This is a genomic window from Spongiibacter tropicus DSM 19543, assembly GCF_000420325.1.
Lineage (GTDB): Bacteria > Pseudomonadota > Gammaproteobacteria > Pseudomonadales > Spongiibacteraceae > Spongiibacter > Spongiibacter tropicus.
Map to the genome: position 1 here is coordinate 162,097 of NZ_ATUS01000002.1, position 18,062 is coordinate 180,158.

Genomic DNA, 18,062 nt, shown 5'->3' on the forward strand with positions numbered 1-18,062 from the left:
GCCACATTCGGAGACTTCACCCCTAGTGCATCGCCGCTTGTCACCCTATTATGTCAGCTCTTCAGACTCAACGACTAGCGACAAGCCATGCGCCAACTGCACGCCCAAATTATATGCTCACTCCTGCTCGGCGGCCTGCTGTGCGCGCCAGCCCTGGCTCAGGACAAAGTACAGGAAACGCAGGAGCAAATCGTGTCCATGCGACAGTGTCTGGCCTTGTTGAGCCAGGATGCCGCCAACGACACCTCTATCGGTGACCTGCGCGAACGCTGCCGCCAACAGATTGATCCGGTAGAAAGCGCAGAGCAGGAGCTGCGCAGCAATCAGAGTGGCGTCATCAACGAGCGCAAAGCGCTTGAAGATGTCGCCAGTGAGAACCCCTTTGTTCTCACCCCTCACCGCATCAACTATCTGCTGCCGATCTCATGGCGCGACGACACCAGCGACTTCAGTGACAGTCTCGGCGTGGATAAAGAGGGCGTCGACAATACCGAGGTGGAATTCCAACTCAGTGTGAAAGTTCATATCGCCCGGGGCATTCTCGGCGACGGCACACTGAGCGGAGCCTACACTGGCCGCTCCTTCTGGCAGGCCTACAACAAAGAATATTCCGCACCGTTCAGGGAGACCAATCACGAGCCCGAACTGATTCTGAGTTATACCAATGACTGGGAGTGGCTGGGCTTTCGCAATGTCGGCAATCAGCTGATTTTCAACCACCAGTCAAACGGTCGCAGCGAGCCGCTATCGCGCAGCTGGAACCGTGTCATGCTGAACTTCCTGTTCGAAAAGGACCGCTTCGCCATGTCGTTTCGGCCGTGGTATCGCATTCCCGAAGACCGGGATGACGATGACAACCCGGACATCGAGCACTATATGGGTCATTTCGAGTGGATGGGCTTCTATCAGTGGCACGACCGCACCCTGAGTATTATGGTCCGTAACAATCTGCGCAGCGACAGTCGAGGCGCAATAGAGCTGGGCTGGAGCTTCCCGATCAGTTCAAAAATCAAAGCCTATGTGAAGTATTTTAATGGCTACGGCGAGAGCCTGATCGAATATAATAATTCGCTGCAAAGCGTCGGCATCGGCGTATTGATCAGTGACTGGCTCTAAGCCGGTCCGCGCAAAACACTTACAACAACAATCATCAAAACACTGAAGGTAAGACATGATCACTGCACAGCAAGCTTTAGCGCGGCTCAAAGAGGGCAATGCGCGTTTCGTTGAAAAACTCAGCGCCAATGAAGATACCTGCATGGTCAACCGCCCTGAGCTGGTGGCCGAGCAGAGCCCTTTCGCGATTATTTTGGGTTGTTCCGATGCACGCGTTCCCGCCGAGCTGGTATTCGATCAGGGCCTGGGCGACTTATTTGTTATCCGCGTGGCAGGAAATATCGTTGCACCGTCTGGCATTGGCAGCGTTGAGTTTGCCGCACTGAGCTTCGGCACACCATTGGTCGTGGTGCTGGGCCACTCAAAATGCGGCGCAATCAACGCCACCGTCAATGCCCTGACCGGCAACTCAAAAATCCCGACGTCCAACCTTCATTCGATCGTTAAACGTGTTCGCCCGGCGGTAGAGAGCCTGCTGGCCACGGAGTTGAAACACGACCATGACAAGCTGGTGGAGCAAGCGGTACGCGCGAATGTCCGCAGTTCTGTTGAACACCTTTCCAGCGGCTCATCGACCCTTGAAAGCCTGATCAGCGAAGGCAAATTGATGGTTGTGGGTGCCGAGTACTCCCTCGAAACCGGCAAGGTGGACTTCTTCTATGAAGACTACTGGGAGCGCATCCGCAATCTCGACGAATGACCTCAGTGACCGGGCGCGCCAGCAACTGAGGCTGGCGCTCAGCCACATTCCTCATGGCAGGCTGTGCAGCTACGGCGAACTCGCCCGGCAAGCCGGGCTGCCCGGTCGGGCACGCTGGGTGGGCAGACAGCTGTCACAGTTACCCGAGGACACGGCTCTGCCTTGGCACCGGGTCGTCAATGCGCAGGGCCGAATCAGTTTCCCGGTGGGCAGTGATCAATACCAGCGGCAACTTCAGCGCCTGTTAGAAGAAGGCAGCGCCGATACCGCCGGCAAACTCTACTGGCGGCAGCGTCGCTGGCCCCTTCACGAAGACTGAGCATCGCTGGGCTCAGACCACGGCGCCACTTTAAACAACATCAACATGCCCGGAACCGCCAACGCGGTGCAGAAGAGGTAGAAATTGGTCCAGCCAATCGCCTCGACAATCCAGCCGGTGGTGGCGTTGGCAAAGGTGCGCGGCAATGCGGCAAGTGCGGTAAACAGGGCGAACTGCGTGGCGGCATAGGCCGGCGTTGTTGCCCGGGCAATAAAGGCGGTAAAGGCCGCGGTGCCCAAGCCAACGCCGAGGTATTCAAAAACAATCACCAGCGTCAGCGCCAGCCGGTTGGGGCCGATTTCCGCCAATGCAGCAAAGCCCAAAATACTGGCGACTTGGACAAAGCCAAATACCCACAGTGCCCGGTTAATTCCCAGGCGAATCATGATGACACCGCCAACCAGACCGCCAATGATGGCCGCCGTCAGCGAGGCGGTTTTGGCGATGGTGCCAATCTCGGTCAGGCTGAAACCAATATCCAGATAAAACGGCGATGACAGCGCCGTGGCCATGTTGTCGCCGAGTTTGTAGAGAAACAGGAACGACAGCAGCAACAGGGCACTGCCCAAGCCGCGGCGCAATACAAACTCCCGGAACGGCTCAACGACGGCCGCCCGCAAAGTCAGCGGCGCAACACTGGCATCAGAGGCCTCGCTGACCCACAGCGTCATGGCAACGCCGATTGCCATAAAGCCGGCCATCACCATAAACACCGTGCTCCAGGGCAGGTAATCGCCCATGATGACGCCCAGCGAACCGGGCACCAAGCCAGCCAGTCGGTAGGCCTGCACGTGTATGGCATTGCCCAGACCGAGTTCTTCATCTTTCAGCAATTCGCGACGATAGGCATCCAGCACCACATCCTGACTGGCGCCGAAAAACGCCACGCCCGCCGCCACATAGGCCACCAAGCCCACTGACACTTTGGGATCAATAAATCCCAGTGCCGCCATCGACAGCATCAGTGCGATTTGAGTAATCAGCATCCAGCCACGGCGACGCCCCAGAAAAGGCGGCACGTAGCGGTCCATTAACGGCGCCCAGATAAACTTCCAGTTGTAGGGAAAACCCACCAGGGCAAACAGACCGATTTCCGTCAGCCCGACGCCCTCACTGCGCAGCCAGGCAGGCACCAACTGAATAAGGAAATAGAGTGGTAGCCCCGAGGCGATTCCCGTCAATACACAGATAAACATCTGCCGGGTGAAAATCGCTTTATGCCAGGGCTGTTCTGCCAGTGGCGTGTCGGCATCGCTCATCCGACGACCTCCGCGTAAAGGAACAAAGACAACAGTAAGGCCTTAATCACGGAAGTTATTAAACTGTAGTGGCTGTTCAAGATCCGCCTCACGGAGCATAGCCATGACCTGCTGAAGGTCATCACGCTTTTTGCCGGTCACCCGTACTTGATCGCCCTGAATCTGCGTTTGTACTTTAATCTTGGTGTCTTTAATCAGCTTGACGATTTTTCTCGCCAGATCACCTTCCAGTCCGGTTTTCATGGTGATGCGCTGCTTCACCTGCTTGCCAGAGGTTTCCACCTTGTCGAGCTCCATGGCCTTGGGATCGATTTTGTTCTTGATCAGATTGCTGCGCAGCATGTCTTCCATCTGAGTCAGCTGAAACTCGGCATCTGCGTAGATGACGGCATTGAGGCCATCTCGTTCGAACTTGGCATCGACGCCCTTGAAGTCAAAGCGCGTTTCGATCACACGGTTGGACTGATCCAAAGCATTAGTAAACGTGTGCAAATCCACTTCAGAAACAATATCAAATGAGGGCATCGGGTCGTTCCTTAACAATTCTAGCGGGCCAAGTGTAGCAAGCACCGACGCAAGTCAACAGCATCGGACATTGCCGCAGCGCAGGCCTATCCCGTAAGCTGCGCCCATGCATACACACGAGCTTCACTGGTCTATTCTCGGTGCAGGTGCTATCGGCACGCTGTGGGCTTCTTATGCCTTCAAACAAGGCCGCAGCGCCGCTTTATTGCTGCGCGATAACGCCCGACTGGAAGACTATCGGCGGGCGCGGGGTATTCTCGCTACCCTCGGCGGCAGCGCCGAACTGCTGCCGCTGCCAGCGCAGTCCTGCGAGGAAGACGGCGCCCCCATCGACCACTTGTTGCTGACCACCAAAGCCCCGGACAGTCTTAAAGCACTGAGCCGAATCGACCGTCGTCTCAGCAGAGGCGCAACCGTGGTGCTATTGCAAAATGGCCTTGGCGTGCGCGAAGAATTGCTGGAAAGGCGACCCGATCTGCATTGCTACCAAGCAGTGACCACCGAAGGCGCCTATCGCCCGGCCCCCTTCCAAGTGGTTCACGCCGGTCGCGGCCAGACCTTACTGGGCGGCGGGCCGAATGCCGATTTGCTCGCCAACAGTCTCAGTGTCGGGCCACTGGATGTCAGCGCGACCGAAGACATTGACGCCGCACTCTGGCGCAAGCTGGCGGTCAACTGCGCGATCAACCCCCTTACCGCGCTTTATCGCTGTCGTAACGGCGAGCTACTGGACAACCCGCTGGCACTCCAGCAATTACACCAGGTTATCGACGAAATACTCGAACTGGGCGAATACATGGGCCAGCCCGCGCGCTTCGACGGACTGCGTGAGCAAGTGCTCGCCGTCGTCAGAGGAACCGCGCTGAATCGCTCGTCTATGCTGCAGGATATTGAAAATGGGCGCCCCAGCGAAATTGACTATATTACCGGCTACCTTTGCCGCTATGCGTCAGACGTGGGCCTGACACTGGACACCAACCAACAGCTTCTGGAACAGGTTCGCGCACTGTCGTAAATCCGCTTGCCATGCGCGCTGCAGCGCCGTTTTAATACGGTGAACAGCAAATCAAACCTGCCTGCGATGCTGCGGGCCGCCATGCGAGTCCCAGATATGACGCTGACAGCCCTGCAAGCGTACAACATAGAAAAAGCCATTGCGGCGGGCCGACAGATCGAGGCCATCAAACAGTACCGCCAGGCCACGCACTGTGACCTGGCCGAGGCAAAAGCCGCCATTGATCGCATCAGCAATGAATTGCGCGAGCAAAAGCCCTGGCTGTTTAAACACACGGCACCACCTGAACCGAAGGGCATCCGCAAGTCGGTCATCAATGTCAAAGCATTCGCCTTGTTTATGCTGGTCGATGCCGTGATTTTCGCCGGTGTGATTTACTACTTTTTTCTTCGCGACACGCCATCGTCGCAGCGAGACAGCACCGCCGTTACCAATGCGCTTGAGACCACCTCCGCACATGCCAAGCCCAAACGCTTGAAGCTGTCGGGCAAGATCGATACCGGCAGCTTTTCCGTAACGCTCGCTGACGGCGAGCGCTTTGAATCGCTGTATCTCGACAAAATTGCCGACCGCCATTACATCCGGCGCAAAGGCAGCTCGGCAAGCCGCCAGTATGATGACAGCCTGCTGGAGCGCAAAATTAAAACGGCCCGAAGCCAACAGGCTGCCACAAGGACACCGCCAGAGGGCACGAGCACCCTCTCAATCCCTCGCGATACCGACGCCCCCGTCATCGACGGCATTCTGGAAGCGGATGCATGGCGCGACGCGCTTCGCCTGACTAGCGATGACGGCAGCCAAACCACACTGTATGCCAAGGTTGTCGGCGACTGGTTATTTATCGCCTGCGACGCCACCGCTGAACGGACGGCCAGTGGCTATGACCAACTGCGCGTGTATCTCCACATGGGCCTGTTCGACACACTGGTCAACGAGAGGATTCATATCGGCCGTGGCCCCGGGATAACCAGCATTCGACAAACTCGCTTTCACTGGCAGGGCGAACCACCCAGCAGCGACAAGGAGCGCTGGAAAAAATACGCCATCAGCGACTGGGGACTCTATCAATACGCCCAAGGTAGCTCATCAATGTACAGCGGCCACCGCCAGTATGAAGCCGCCATCCATCTCGGCGAAGCAGCACTGCACGCCAACACGCCCTTCCCCCTCTATACAGAGCTTGAAACAGATCCTTTGCGCGACACCAACGGCAAATTTGTCGAGCGACAGTACCTCGGCAGTTTCGGCAGCGATGCCCAGCCGCTATGGTTATATTTCAACTAGTACTCCCTCAACCACAAGGCTTGGGTCAACAAGCGTCGGCCATCGCAATTTGACAAGCCTTGTCGCCCGGCATACAGTTGCGCCGCCTGAAACAGGTGCCCTGAAGCGTGTCACGCTCAAGGGTTAAACGGGAAGTTCGGTGAGTCGACCTCGACAAGACCGACGCTGCCCCCGCAACGGTAATCACCCCATGGTGAGAGCCCGGAACCGGCCTGATCAGTTGTTTACCCGATGTAGCGGAGGGCTTCATCAGTGGTCATATATTCGTATATCACCTCTATCCCTCCCTCATTGCTGACGTTCACAAGCTTTGAGGTTTATCATGAAACTCGCAAAACTCGCTATTGGCGGCTGCCTGCCGCTGTTTATTAGTCTCGCCCATGCCGGTTCACCGGAAATGGAAACTACGGTTGTCACCGCCACTCGGATTGAGCAAAGCCTGGCCGAAGTATTGGCGCCGGTCAGTGTCTTCGAGCGCGCTGACATTGAACGCATCGCACCGCTAGACCTGCAGGAACTGCTGTCCCGCGCAACGGGTGTCAGCATGCTGCGCAATGGTGGTCGCGGCTCTGCCACCAGTCTGTTCTTGCGCGGCAACAACAGTAATCACACGCTAGTGCTAGTCGACGGCGTGCGTGTCAGCTCAGCTACCAGCGGCAGCCCGGCATTGACCAACCTTCCCCCGGAGCTGATTGAGCGAGTGGAAATTGTGCGCGGCCCCCGCTCGGTGCTTTACGGTTCCGAAGCCATTGGCGGCGTGGTCAACATTATCACCAAGAAGTTTCATGATACCGATGGCGTGAAGCCCTTCGTCCAGATGAGCGCGGGGTCGAACAACACCTTGAAAGCACTGGCGGCACTGAACGGCGGCAATGCCGACACGCAGTTCAGCTTGAGCCTGCTGCATGACGAAACCGATGGTGTCGACAATACCACCAGCACCGCGGGCCGCCATGGCGATGACGACGCCTTTGAACAGCAAGCCCTAAACTTCAGCCTGGTTCATCGCATCAACGAGCGTGCAAACCTCTATGCGATGTATCAGCAGAGTGATTCGGAAAACGACTACGATGCGAACTGCTATGACAACGCCTGGAATACTGTCGAGTGCGCACCCTATGGTGACAACTCCGTCAGCGTCGGCAGTCTGCGTGGCGAGTTCCTGCTTACCGATAACTGGAAACTCACCCTCAGCGCAGGCCGCTCAGGGGATGAAAGTGAAACCGAGTATCGCTACGTAGATCCTGCCGCTCCGCGTGGTGACATTTTTAAAACCACCCGCAAGCAAGGCGGTATTCAAAACGACTTCACGCTGGGCAAAGCCTATACCCTGACCCTCGGCGGCGAATACTTCAGCGACAAAGTGAAAAGCACGCAAAATTATGATCAAGGTGAACGCGATGCCAGCGCGGGTTACCTGCAATGGCAGGCCGACCACGGCTTGATTGATTATGTGCTGGGCTGGCGCCACGACAACAATGAGCAGTTCGGCAGCCACAACACCCGCAATGCGGCAGCAGGCATCGACCTGACTGAGTCAATAAAAATGGTCTTGTCGTATGGCGAAGGTTTTAACGCCCCGACGTTCAATGACCTTTACTACCCAGGCTACGGTAACCCCGACCTTGAGCCCGAGCACTCAAAAAACCGTGAAGTCGAGATTCGCGGCCAGCAATCATGGGGACGCTGGAGCTTGAACTATTTCACCAATGATGTCGAAAAACTGATCGCGTACAATCCAATCACTTTTGGTCCGGATCAGATTAATTCTGCGCGCATCAAGGGTGTAGAAGCCAGTGTTTCCACCGTGATTGCCCTGTGGCATATCGATGCGAATATCACGCTGCTGGATACCGAAGATCGCGACCTCGGCAAGGAGCTGCGCCGCCGCCCCGACCGCCAGGCCAACATCAATGTTGATCGCGAATGGGATCGCTGGGGCGTCAATGCCAGCCTGAGACTGGTGGGAAGCCGCTATGAAGATGCCGCCAACAACGATGAACTGAGTGGCTATGGCCTGCTGGATGCTGGCATTTCCTATCGTCTGCGCGAGGATCTCAGCCTGAAGTTTGCCGTGAAGAACGCCCTCGACAAGGAGTACATCAGTGCGCGTGGCGGAAGTCTTGGCGACTACCAGTCTGTCGGACGCGAGGCGCTGCTGAGTATCACCTATAATCCCTGAGCACCAACAGGAGCCCACATACGATGACGGATGAAGAACAGCGCCACCGCGAGCGGATGGCCAAGAAAAAAGCACTGATTGATGCCCGCGTTGCCAAGGCAACCGAAGAGCGCGGAGTACTGATCGTACTCAGCGGTCCCGGCAAAGGTAAATCCAGTTCGGGTTTCGGCACAGTCATTCGCTGTATTGGTCACGGCTATAAAGCAGCGGTAGTGCAGTTCATCAAGGGTACCTGGGACTGCGGAGAGCGGAATTTTCTCCAGCAGTTCTGCCCCGACACCCCGTTCATCGTAATGGGCTCCGGCTTCACCTGGGAAACCCAAAGCAAGGCGCGGGACCGCGAAGCGGCACAACAAGCCTGGCAAAAGACAAAGGCGCTTTTAAAAGATGAAAGCCTGCATCTGCTTTTGCTGGATGAGCTGACCTATATGCTCAAGTACGGCTATATCGATGCCGATGAGGTCTATGACGCTCTCAAACAGCGCCCGCCGGAAATGAGTGTAATCATTACCGGCCGTGGCGCGCCGCCAGCCCTCAAGGAACTGGCAGATACTGTGTCGATGATTGACGACAAAAAGCACGCTTTCCGCGACGGCGTGAAAGCCCGTAAGGGCGTCGACTGGTGACACGGTTTGTACTGGCGGCAATCGTCGCCTGCTGTTTTCCCCTGCTCGGCTATGCCGACGCGACTTGCGTGCAGGACGACCGGGACAAAACCCTTTGCCTGGAGAAATCCGCCAGCCGGATTATTGCCCTGTCACCGGGGGCAACGGAGCTGGTCTATGCTGCCGGTGCAGGCGATCATCTCATTGCCGCCGTCACCTTCAGCGATTATCCCGACGCGGCTCAGAAACTCCCTCGCGTAGGCAGCTACAACCGCTTCGACCTGGAAGCCATTCTCAGTCTGAAGCCCGACTTATTGATTGGCTGGCACAGCGGCAACCCGGTCGAACAGTTAGCCCAACTGGAATCGCTGGGGCTGACGGTGTACTACAGTGAACTGCGCGGATTTGCCGATGTTGCCAGCACGCTGCGGCGTCTCGGGAAACTCGCAGCGACGGAAGCAATCGCCGAGACCGCCGCCAGCGAGTTTGAGAACGGGATCGACGAGCTGCGCAACCGTTATTCCAGCGCCAAGCCCGTGCGAGTCTTCCAGCAGATATGGGAGAATCCGCTGATGACCGTCAACGATGAACACCTGATCAGCGAAGCAACGCGCCTGTGTGGCGGGGTGAACGTGTTTGGCGCATTGCCCCGACTGGCCGCGCGCATTGACCATGAGGCCGTATTGGCCGCCGACCCTGAAGCCATCATAGCCGGTGGCATGGGCGAGGAAAATCGAGACTGGCTCGACGCCTGGCTGCCCTATTCCGGTCTGATTGCAGTACAGCGGAACAACCTGTTCTTTGTGCCGCCATCGACGCTGCAACGACCCACTCCCCGCCTGCTGGAAGGCACGCGCCTGCTTTGTCAGCACTTGGAGACCGCCCGTGCGCGGCGCTGAACGCGCCGCTCCACGACTGATGCCGACGCTCTTACTGCTCGGCCTGTTTGCCTGCGCCGCGATGGGGCTGAGCATTGCCACCGGCAGCCTGCACATTAACCTCGCTCAGTTGCTGGCGGTCTTGTTAGGCGATGGCGAACCCCTGCACCGAACGCTGATTTTCGAATTACGCCTGCCGCGCAGCCTCGCCGCGTTTGCCACGGGCGGCTTACTGGCCGTCGCCGGCGCGTTAATGCAGGTGTTGCTGCGCAACCCACTGGCTGACCCCTATGTTCTCGGCCTGTCCGGGGGAGCCGCTGTCGGCGCGCTGAGCGCGATGCTCGCCGGACTGGGGAGTGCGGTGGTGTCGGGTTCCGCTTTTGTCGGCGCCATCGTTTCCGCCGTCACCGTGTTTACGCTGGCCCACGGCAGTGGCAGCTGGACACCGACCCGCCTGCTGTTGACCGGGGTCGTCATTGCCGCTGGCTGGGGCGCCGTGGTCACCTTTATGCTGGCCATTGCGCCGACAGAAAACCTTCCGGGTATGTTGTTCTGGCTGATGGGCGACCTCGCCTACGCGCGCAGCCCCTGGCCGGCATTGATCGCGCTGTCACTCGTATCGCTACTGCTGATCCCTCTGGGTCGCAGCCTTAATGTGCTGGCTCGCGGCCCTCTTCAGGCTGCCGCGCTGGGTGTCGCGGTGAAGCCCTTGGAGTGGGGGATCTATATCGCCGCCAGCCTGCTGACCGCCATGGCAGTGACCACGGCGGGCAGCATCGGCTTTGTCGGACTGGTGGTGCCTCATCTACTGCGCTTGGTATTGGGCAATGATCAGCGCCTGATCCTGCCCGCCTGCGCCCTGGCCGGGGGCACCCTGCTTACGCTGGCAGATACGCTGGCGAGAACCATTATTGCTCCGGAGCAATTGCCGGTCGGGGTGATCACCGCCTTGCTCGGCGTACCGAGCTTTCTGTTCCTGCTGTATCGGAGCCGATAATGGATACGCCTTCTAGTCTGCTCAGCACTCGCCAACTGGTCATCGATGTTCCCGGACGCGACGATGCTTATCCTCTGGACCTGACGATACAGCAGGGCCAAATCTGGGGAATACTCGGCCCCAATGGCGCGGGTAAAACGACGCTGCTGCATACCTTGGCCGGACTGCGAAAGCCGCGAAGCGGCAACATTCTGCTGGCTGGAAAGTCCCTGGATCGCTGGCGACGCCGCCAGATCGCCCAGCAGTTGGCGGTGATTTTTCAGGAGCGCAGTGACAGCTTTCCCTCCACCGTGCTGGAATCGGCCATGATCGGTAGACACCCTTTTCTGAGCACCTGGGAGCTGGAATCCAGCGACGATCTGAGTATTGCCCGCGAGGCATTGAACAGAATGGAGCTGGGCAATATGGAGCAGCGTCTGGTCAGTACGCTGTCGGGCGGAGAAAAACAGCGGCTGGCTGTCGCAACTGCGCTCTGCCAACAGGCGCAGTTGTGGTTGGCAGACGAACCCGGCAACCACCTCGACTTGCATCATCAAGTCGCCGTGATGCAGCTGCTTCGCGAGCAGGCTGATAATGGCTGTGCCGTGGTACTTTGCCTGCACGACATCAACCTGGCCGCTCGCTATTGCAGTCACCTGCTGCTCCTTTATCCCGACGGCAGTGCCTGTTGGGGAGAGGCGTCTACCATGTTGAAAACCGAAGCGCTGGAGAGACTCTATCGCCAGCCTCTGCGAGTCATCGAAGACGGCGGCGAGCGGATTTTTCTGCCGCGTACCGAGCGACCAAATAAGCCATTATGAACAGCGAATTCAGCCCCGCCGATATCGACGCCATCTACCGCGTGATCGCCGCGCGTCGAGACATGCGTCATTTCGCGGGTGGCGACGTGGCGCCCGAGACGCTGCGGCGCCTGCTCGCCTCCGCTCACCAGGCCCCCAGCGTCGGCTTTATGCAGCCCTGGCGCTTTATCCGCATTCGCAGACCCGCGCTTCGCGATGCCTTGTACGAGGCCGTTCAACGGGAAATTACCGCTTCGGCCGAGGCGCTGGGAGACCGCAAACAAGAATTTCTGCGCCTGAAAGTCGAGGGCATTCGCGATTGCGCTGAACTGCTGGTGGTCGCACTTTGCGATCATCGAGAGCGGTATATTTTTGGTCGCCGCACGCTGCCGGAAATGGATTTGGCCTCCGCCGCCTGTGCCATCCAGAACCTGTGGCTGACCGCCCGGGCCGAAGGGCTGGGCATGGGCTGGGTTTCACTTTTCCAGCCCGAGGAAATCAAGCCGCTATTAAAAATGCCCGAGGACAGCCACCCAATTGCGCTGTTGTGCCTCGGACCCGTCCATGAATTCTACGACAAGCCCATGCTTGAGCAGGAAAACTGGGACAGCCGCCGTCCACTCGATAGCCTGATTATGGAGGACGGCTGGCATGACTGAGCGCAGCAAAACGCTGATGATACAGGGCACCACCTCCGACGCAGGCAAGAGTGTACTGGTGGCCGCCCTTTGTCGGGCAATGGCCCGGCGCGGCTTGGCCGTGGCACCGTTCAAGCCGCAAAATATGGCCCTGAACAGCGCAGTAACCCCTGATGGCAGGGAGATTGGCCGTGCTCAGGCGGTACAGGCCCGCGCCTGCGGGCTGCCTCCTCACAGCGATATGAACCCGGTTTTACTCAAGCCCAATAGCGATACCGGCGCGCAGGTCATCATTCATGGCAGGGCCCTTAGCAACATGGAGGCGGCGGATTACCACGCCTACAAACGCACAGCGCGGCAGGCGGTACTCGACTCCCACACGCGCCTCCAACAGCAGTACACACACATTGTGGTTGAGGGCGCGGGCAGCCCGGCGGAGATCAATCTTCGCGACAACGATATTGCCAATATGGGCTTTGCCGAAGCCGTCGACTGCCCGGTCATTCTGATTGCCGACATCGATCGCGGCGGTGTGTTTGCCCACCTCGTCGGCACCCTTGCTCTGTTGTCGGAAACGGAAAAAGCGCGGGTAAAGGGTTTCGTCATTAACCGCTTTCGGGGCGATATTGCCCTGCTGCAATCGGGTCTGGACTGGCTTGAAGATTACACCGGCAAGCCGGTGATTGGCGTTTTACCCTACCTGCACGATCTTCATCTGGAAGCCGAAGACGCCATCAATGCCGACCAGCAATTGAGCAAAGTCGCTCTGCGAATTGCGGTACCCGTGCTGCCTCGCACCAGCAATCACACCGATTTTGATGCGCTGCGGCTGCAACCGGATGTAGACCTGCAATTTGTGCGCAAGGGTCAGCCACTTCCCCCCTGCGACCTGATCATTCTTCCCGGCAGCAAGAGCGTGCGCGCTGACCTCCAGGCGCTGCACGACAATGGCTGGGCAGAACAACTCACCAGACACCTGCGCTACGGCGGTAAAGTACTGGGCATCTGCGGCGGCTTTCAAATGCTGGGTAAGCTCATCCACGACCCCTTGGGCATTGAGGGACCGTCCGGCAGCAGCGAGGGACTAGCTTGGCTGGATATGGAAACCACCCTCGCCGCCGAGAAAACCCTGCGTCAAGTCAGTGGTCATTGCCGACTAAACGGGCGCCAGGCCTCGCTGCGCGGCTACGAAATTCATGCGGGGATCAGTCAGGGCCGCGCACTGGAAACCCCGTTTGCAGAAGTAAATGAGCACTGCGACGGCGCAATTTCAGCAGATGGACACGTTCTGGGCAGCTATGTACACGGCTTGTTTGATGACGATGAGGCCCGCGCCTTGATTCTGCAATGGGCTGGCGCCTCAAGCCTGGAGGCCGTCGATTACAACGGCATTATCGAGGCCAACCTGGAGCGACTGGCAGATTGTGTTGAGCAGCATCTCGACATGGAGACGCTGCTCTCCCTGGGCAGTTAAAATTCAAAATCTGCCAGACTGGCCAGGCCGTCAAACAACGGGGTCAACAACAGCTCATCCAGCGCGCCGATCAGCGGTGCCAACAAGGCAAGCAAGGTGTTGTCGAGGACGAAGGTCACTTCGCGCACTACCACCAGCAGGACGCTGCTCAGGAACTTGGGACCCAGGCCAATAGCATTGGTCACCTCTGCCGGAGCGAACTGTTCAATGGGGATAATGCCGACGAGGATATTGTTCAGCAAATCTTCAACCAGTGAGACCAAAACCTGTCCCAGTTCGGCCGTGCTCGCATTGCCCACGGCATCCAGCGTTCGTCCCACGTCGAACAGCAGCTCAGACAACAGTGCAAAGCTACCGCCAACCACGGGCACAACACCTGTTTCTTCCTCTATTGCATCGACCAGCCCTTGAATATTCATGGCAAGCGCTTTAACAGGATCGGTCAAGCTGCGCAGATCGGCCGAGCCCTCCCCGGAGCCCTGATCATCGGCACTGGGAACACTGGCACGAAATTCGTCAAGAATACCGCCCAACTGATCAAACGGTGCCGGCAGGGATTCATTGCTGTCGACCACAGCCTGCAGTTGCTGCAATGAGTACAGCAACGCCTGCGAGGCCCGGGCCGAACCCGCCATCAGCAGATCGGGATTCTGCTCCTCAGCCGCCTTCTGCACGCCGGTAGACAGCGCATCCAGAACTTCGATCAGGCCGACACTGGATTGCGCCATGGCATTGATCAACGCCGCCATTGTGGGGTCATTAACGGCACCGGCCAGCTGCGTGAAGCCCTCGGCAAAGGTGCTTTGTACCTCGTCGAGATTACCCTCTTCGCCATACACATCGAATTCCGGGTTAGCCTGCAACGGGCTGGTGAAGGCATCGCTGCTGGCAATCCCTTCGGCAGGCTGCTGCAAGGTGCTGCGAATAAACGCGGGCTGCGGATCAGTCAACGAGCCGATACCCAACGCACCGTCGTCGGGGTCGACTTCATAGACCTCGCCATAAAACTGATCGCCCTTCACTTCCACCCACACAAAACCGTAGGAGTCGCCCTTTTCGTAAAAGACAGGATTACTGTTGCGCCCCTCCAGACTGCGAGTCTTACTCGCGGCACCGGATAGAATAAACTCGGTTTTACCGCAGTCCGGCTGACTCATCAGCCACTGGAGATCGTGATCATGCCCGGCGAACATGAAGTCGGCGCGATCACACATCGTTTCTTCCAAAAATGCCTTGTAGCGCTCACCGGCCAGCACCGGCAACAGGAAGCCCGGCACACCGTCGTAATTGCCGGCATTTCCGTGGCTGCCATTGGATACGTAGGGGTGGTGTGCAAAAACAAACTTCCATTTGGCCTGACTGGTCTCGATAGACGATTTCAGCCATTCAGCCTGCGCCAGGCCGAAGTTGTTGTAGGAATAGTTTTCGTCGCTGTCCGGGAAACCACCCGCCACCTGGCTGGAGTCGATGCCAAAGAATTCCACCAGCGGCTTGCCGTTATCCTGCTCACCCTCAGAGAAACGGTAGTAGCGATCAGGCATTTTCCAGCGCTGCGAAGCGCGAGGGGCGTCGGGGTGTTCTGCGTCCCGATAGTGATAATCCACCTGATACTCACCAGTGGCATTCCCGGCACCATCACCACCGAAAAACCCGGTGTTGTCGTGGTTGCCGAGGACAAAATAGAACGGCAGATCAACGGGCTCGAATGGCAGTTCAAATTTCTCTTCGAACTGGGGGTCCATTACGGACGTCACACCAGACTCATAGATATTGTCGCCAAGCCCCAATACCAGATCACAACCACGAGCCTCGCAAACCGCCGCCATGGCTTTACCCACTGCATAGGCGCCATTACTGGCGCTGCCGCTGTCGCCCATCAAAATAAAGCGAACGACATTGTTATCCGGCGGTGTTGAGCCACCATTATCCCCGCCGTTGTCACCGCCATTATCGACACTATCGCTGCCACTGCTGCCTGATGAAGAAGAACCTCCACAAGCTGACAGGCCTAGCAAGCTAGCGGCCAGTAACAGAGAGGTAAGAATCGGTTTTGCTGTCATTTGTCTCTCCCGGGGCAAAACTTAAACACGCGGCCGAGACACAGGCGTGTCTTCTACCAGACGACTGCTGCCGACCTGAACCGCAACGGTTTTGACCTTGTCCATTTCCACACCGGATTGCTCCGGATCATCAATACTCGCCGCGTAGTAATACTCCGCCTGGGCACGCTGCCGCGTGACATCGACGAGAATAAATCCCTTGTTGACCAGATCCGTATATTTCATATGCGGGTTAAGCAGGGGCAACACCGACGACACCAGTTGCGCGGCACCGTCGGGAAAACCCGGCGACGTAACACTGGGGGCCACGAATTCAACCGCTAGCGGATCATCCAGCACACCGCCGGTCAAAATGGCGCTGCTCTTGTATACCTCATTCGCCCAGCTGGTATGAATGTCACCGGTCAGGATCACGGTGTTTTGAATGCCCTGCTCTTCAATGAAATCGAGCAGCTCTTCACGCTCGCTGGGATAGCCATCCCACTGATCCATATTAATAGCAATCAGCGGACTGAATTCATTGGTGGGTACGCCAGGCAGCAGCCGCTGCAATTCGAGAATCTGCAACTGAGCGAACATGACCTGCTGCCCGATAAATTTCCAGATACCGGTGCCGGTGGCCAGTTCATTCTTTAACCAGGTTTTCTGGGGCTCACCCAGCAGATCACGCTGCTCAGCGCGCGCCGGGTCGACGGGGTTACTCAACTGCTGCTCACGTCCCTCAAGGCGGGTATCGAGCATGGTGAAATCGGCAAGGTCTCCAAAGTGGAACGCCCGGTAAATACTGTCCTGCGTGGCTGTGGGCGGCCGGATCGGCAACCATTCAAAGTAGGCTTTAATCGCCGCCGCCTTGCGTTCAAACCAATCGCCTTCACCTTCATTGTGGTTTTCCGCGCCATCGCGGTAGGAGTCGTTGGTCGATTCGTGGTCATCCCAAATCGTGACAAAGGAATGCATGGCGTGAACGGCCTGCAAATCTGTATCGCGGCGGTAGAGGGCGTAGCGACGACGGTAGTCATCCAGCGCGACAATTTCATGCGGCGGATCAAGCAGACGGTTCGGGTTATCGCCATAGCCATCCTGGGCGTACTCGTAAATGTAGTCACCGAGATGCAGCACGAAATCGAGGTCGCTGCGGTTGGCGATGATTCGATAGACAGAGAAATAGCCGTGGGGGTAGCTGCTGCAGGAACACACGGCAAAACGCAGACGGTCGGCATATTGGCCGCGCATCGGCAGTGTGCGGGCACGGCCCACTGGTGATTTGCTGTCGGCACCGCGGAAACGGTACCAGTAACGACGATCAGCCAATAAACTGGCGGCGTCGAACTTGATGGTGTAGTCACTCTCGGCTGTGGTTGTGAGGGTTTCTGAGAGCACCAGCGTCTCAAAATCCTCATCCTCCGCAATCTCACAAAGTACGGTCAACGCCGAACTGCCCGCTGGCGGCGTGGCCCGCGTCCACAAAATCACCCGGTCATCCAGCGGATCACCACTGGCGACCCCGTGCTCAAAGGAAATACCGCTACTCAGGGGCTGCCCCTGCCCACCGCCGTTGTCGGGATCAGGCGAACCGCCGCTGCTGCTATTGCTCCCACTTCCGCAGGCTGTCAGTATTGGGATGCTCAGGCTGGCGGTCGTAATGGCTTTCAGGAAAAGTCGGCGATCCATGGGTGTACTCGTGGTGATTGATCTTCGGTGCGGGACGTCGTGCAGCTCACACAACGCCAATAATTTACTACACAAAGATTACAATTCTATTTCTAACGAGTAATTAAAGATGCGATATATCACCAAGCCTTTCGCTTGCCGTGCAGCAATTATGCTTTGCCTCAGTGTATTCCTGACTGCCTGCAGCAAGCCGGTCGCCTTTACCGACTACACGGTTGAGAACCTGCTGAAGAAAAATCTCAGCGAGCTCACCGAGCCAAGACTTTTTGAGACAGAGAAGCTGGAGATTATCCAGAAAAGTGAAGAAGGCGACGCTGCCGAAGCGGAAGTCTACGTCACACTGGTGTTTCCCGAAGACTTCGACACCGTGATTTCCATGCGCAAGCTTCAGCCCTTCAACATGGAGTACAAACAGTACAAAAGCAGCTTCGGCAAATTTGCCGCCGGCGAGCGCCAGCGTCACCACGCCAAGTACCAGTTTGTGAGACGGGATGGAAAATGGCTGATCAGCGGCAGCCAGGCAATGTCACCACCGGAGATCATGCCGCCACAGCCATGAT

17 protein-coding genes and 1 riboswitch are annotated in these 18,062 nt (G+C 57.6%); of the genes, 13 read left to right on the forward strand and 4 right to left on the reverse strand.

Annotated features, from left to right (window positions below; genetic code table 11):
* Positions 1-198: 198 nt before the first annotated feature.
* From G411_RS0112380 to G411_RS0112390, 3 genes are read left to right on the forward strand one after another with little or no spacing between them, the layout of a single operon-like run.
* Positions 199-1,116 carry a phospholipase A gene (locus G411_RS0112380; RefSeq protein WP_037509395.1) on the forward strand — a complete coding sequence of 306 codons (918 nt, stop codon included), beginning with the start codon at positions 199-201 and terminating at the stop codon, positions 1,114-1,116.
* A gap of 55 nt (positions 1,117-1,171) precedes the next feature.
* On the forward strand, positions 1,172-1,816 hold the full coding sequence (locus tag G411_RS0112385; protein ID WP_022959533.1) for a carbonic anhydrase: 645 nt from the start codon (positions 1,172-1,174) through the stop codon (positions 1,814-1,816).
* The gene (locus G411_RS0112390; RefSeq protein WP_022959534.1) at positions 1,776-2,135 is read left to right on the forward strand and encodes an MGMT family protein; all 360 of its coding nucleotides are present in this window, start codon (positions 1,776-1,778) and stop codon (positions 2,133-2,135) included. The genes G411_RS0112385 and G411_RS0112390 overlap by 41 nt, the downstream gene beginning before the upstream one ends.
* On the opposite strand, the gene G411_RS0112395 is transcribed toward G411_RS0112390, so the two are convergent.
* A complete protein-coding gene (locus G411_RS0112395) occupies positions 2,123-3,394 on the reverse strand; it encodes an AmpG family muropeptide MFS transporter (RefSeq protein WP_022959535.1) in 1,272 nt (423 codons plus the stop codon). The genes G411_RS0112390 and G411_RS0112395 overlap by 13 nt on opposite strands.
* A gap of 42 nt (positions 3,395-3,436) precedes the next feature.
* Positions 3,437-3,919 (reverse strand): YajQ family cyclic di-GMP-binding protein, encoded by a 483-nt coding sequence (locus G411_RS0112400; RefSeq protein WP_022959536.1) that lies wholly within the window; start codon positions 3,917-3,919, stop codon positions 3,437-3,439.
* Between the two features lie 106 nt (positions 3,920-4,025).
* Here G411_RS0112400 and G411_RS0112405 point away from each other — a divergent pair, with 106 nt between their 5' ends.
* The 9 genes from G411_RS0112405 to G411_RS0112445 all read left to right on the forward strand — a co-directional run bounded on the left by G411_RS0112405 (position 4,026) and on the right by G411_RS0112445 (position 13,771).
* Positions 4,026-4,934 (forward strand): 2-dehydropantoate 2-reductase, encoded by a 909-nt coding sequence (locus G411_RS0112405; RefSeq protein ID WP_022959537.1) that lies wholly within the window; start codon positions 4,026-4,028, stop codon positions 4,932-4,934.
* 96 nt (positions 4,935-5,030) lie between these two features.
* The gene (locus G411_RS0112410; RefSeq protein ID WP_157581305.1) at positions 5,031-6,218 is read left to right on the forward strand and encodes a hypothetical protein; all 1,188 of its coding nucleotides are present in this window, start codon (positions 5,031-5,033) and stop codon (positions 6,216-6,218) included.
* A 76-nt stretch (positions 6,219-6,294) separates the two neighbouring features.
* Positions 6,295-6,448: riboswitch (cobalamin riboswitch) on the forward strand.
* A 92-nt stretch (positions 6,449-6,540) separates the two neighbouring features.
* Positions 6,541-8,400: a TonB-dependent receptor domain-containing protein gene (locus tag G411_RS20355; RefSeq protein WP_022959539.1), complete on the forward strand. Its 1,860-nt coding sequence runs from the start codon at positions 6,541-6,543 to the stop codon at positions 8,398-8,400.
* Positions 8,401-8,423: 23 nt separating this feature from the next.
* Positions 8,424-9,026: a cob(I)yrinic acid a,c-diamide adenosyltransferase gene (cobO, locus tag G411_RS0112420; RefSeq protein ID WP_022959540.1), complete on the forward strand. Its 603-nt coding sequence runs from the start codon at positions 8,424-8,426 to the stop codon at positions 9,024-9,026.
* The gene (locus G411_RS0112425; protein WP_022959541.1) at positions 9,023-9,904 is read left to right on the forward strand and encodes a cobalamin-binding protein; all 882 of its coding nucleotides are present in this window, start codon (positions 9,023-9,025) and stop codon (positions 9,902-9,904) included. The genes cobO and G411_RS0112425 overlap by 4 nt, the downstream gene beginning before the upstream one ends.
* Entirely contained in the window at positions 9,891-10,880 is a 990-nt protein-coding gene (locus tag G411_RS0112430) for a FecCD family ABC transporter permease (protein WP_022959542.1), read from the forward strand. The genes G411_RS0112425 and G411_RS0112430 overlap by 14 nt, the downstream gene beginning before the upstream one ends.
* Positions 10,880-11,680, forward strand: a complete 801-nt coding sequence (locus G411_RS0112435) for an ABC transporter ATP-binding protein (protein ID WP_022959543.1) — start codon at positions 10,880-10,882, stop codon at positions 11,678-11,680. The genes G411_RS0112430 and G411_RS0112435 overlap by 1 nt, the downstream gene beginning before the upstream one ends.
* Positions 11,677-12,318 (forward strand): 5,6-dimethylbenzimidazole synthase, encoded by a 642-nt coding sequence (gene bluB, locus G411_RS0112440; RefSeq protein WP_022959544.1) that lies wholly within the window; start codon positions 11,677-11,679, stop codon positions 12,316-12,318. The genes G411_RS0112435 and bluB overlap by 4 nt, the downstream gene beginning before the upstream one ends.
* On the forward strand, positions 12,311-13,771 hold the full coding sequence (locus G411_RS0112445) for a cobyric acid synthase (RefSeq protein ID WP_022959545.1): 1,461 nt from the start codon (positions 12,311-12,313) through the stop codon (positions 13,769-13,771). Before bluB ends, G411_RS0112445 begins: the two co-directional genes overlap by 8 nt.
* On the opposite strand, the gene G411_RS0112450 is transcribed toward G411_RS0112445, so the two are convergent.
* Together G411_RS0112450 and G411_RS0112455 are read right to left on the reverse strand one after the other, a co-directional pair.
* Entirely contained in the window at positions 13,768-15,831 is a 2,064-nt protein-coding gene (locus tag G411_RS0112450; RefSeq protein WP_022959546.1) for a metallophosphoesterase, read from the reverse strand. The genes G411_RS0112445 and G411_RS0112450 overlap by 4 nt on opposite strands.
* Positions 15,832-15,852: 21 nt before the next feature.
* Entirely contained in the window at positions 15,853-17,502 is a 1,650-nt protein-coding gene (locus G411_RS0112455; protein ID WP_022959547.1) for an alkaline phosphatase D family protein, read from the reverse strand.
* 109 nt (positions 17,503-17,611) lie between these two features.
* Between G411_RS0112455 and G411_RS0112460 the strand changes: the two genes are divergently transcribed.
* A complete protein-coding gene (locus G411_RS0112460) occupies positions 17,612-18,061 on the forward strand; it encodes a hypothetical protein (RefSeq protein WP_157581307.1) in 450 nt (149 codons plus the stop codon).
* The last annotated feature ends 1 nt before the right edge of the window (position 18,062 follow it).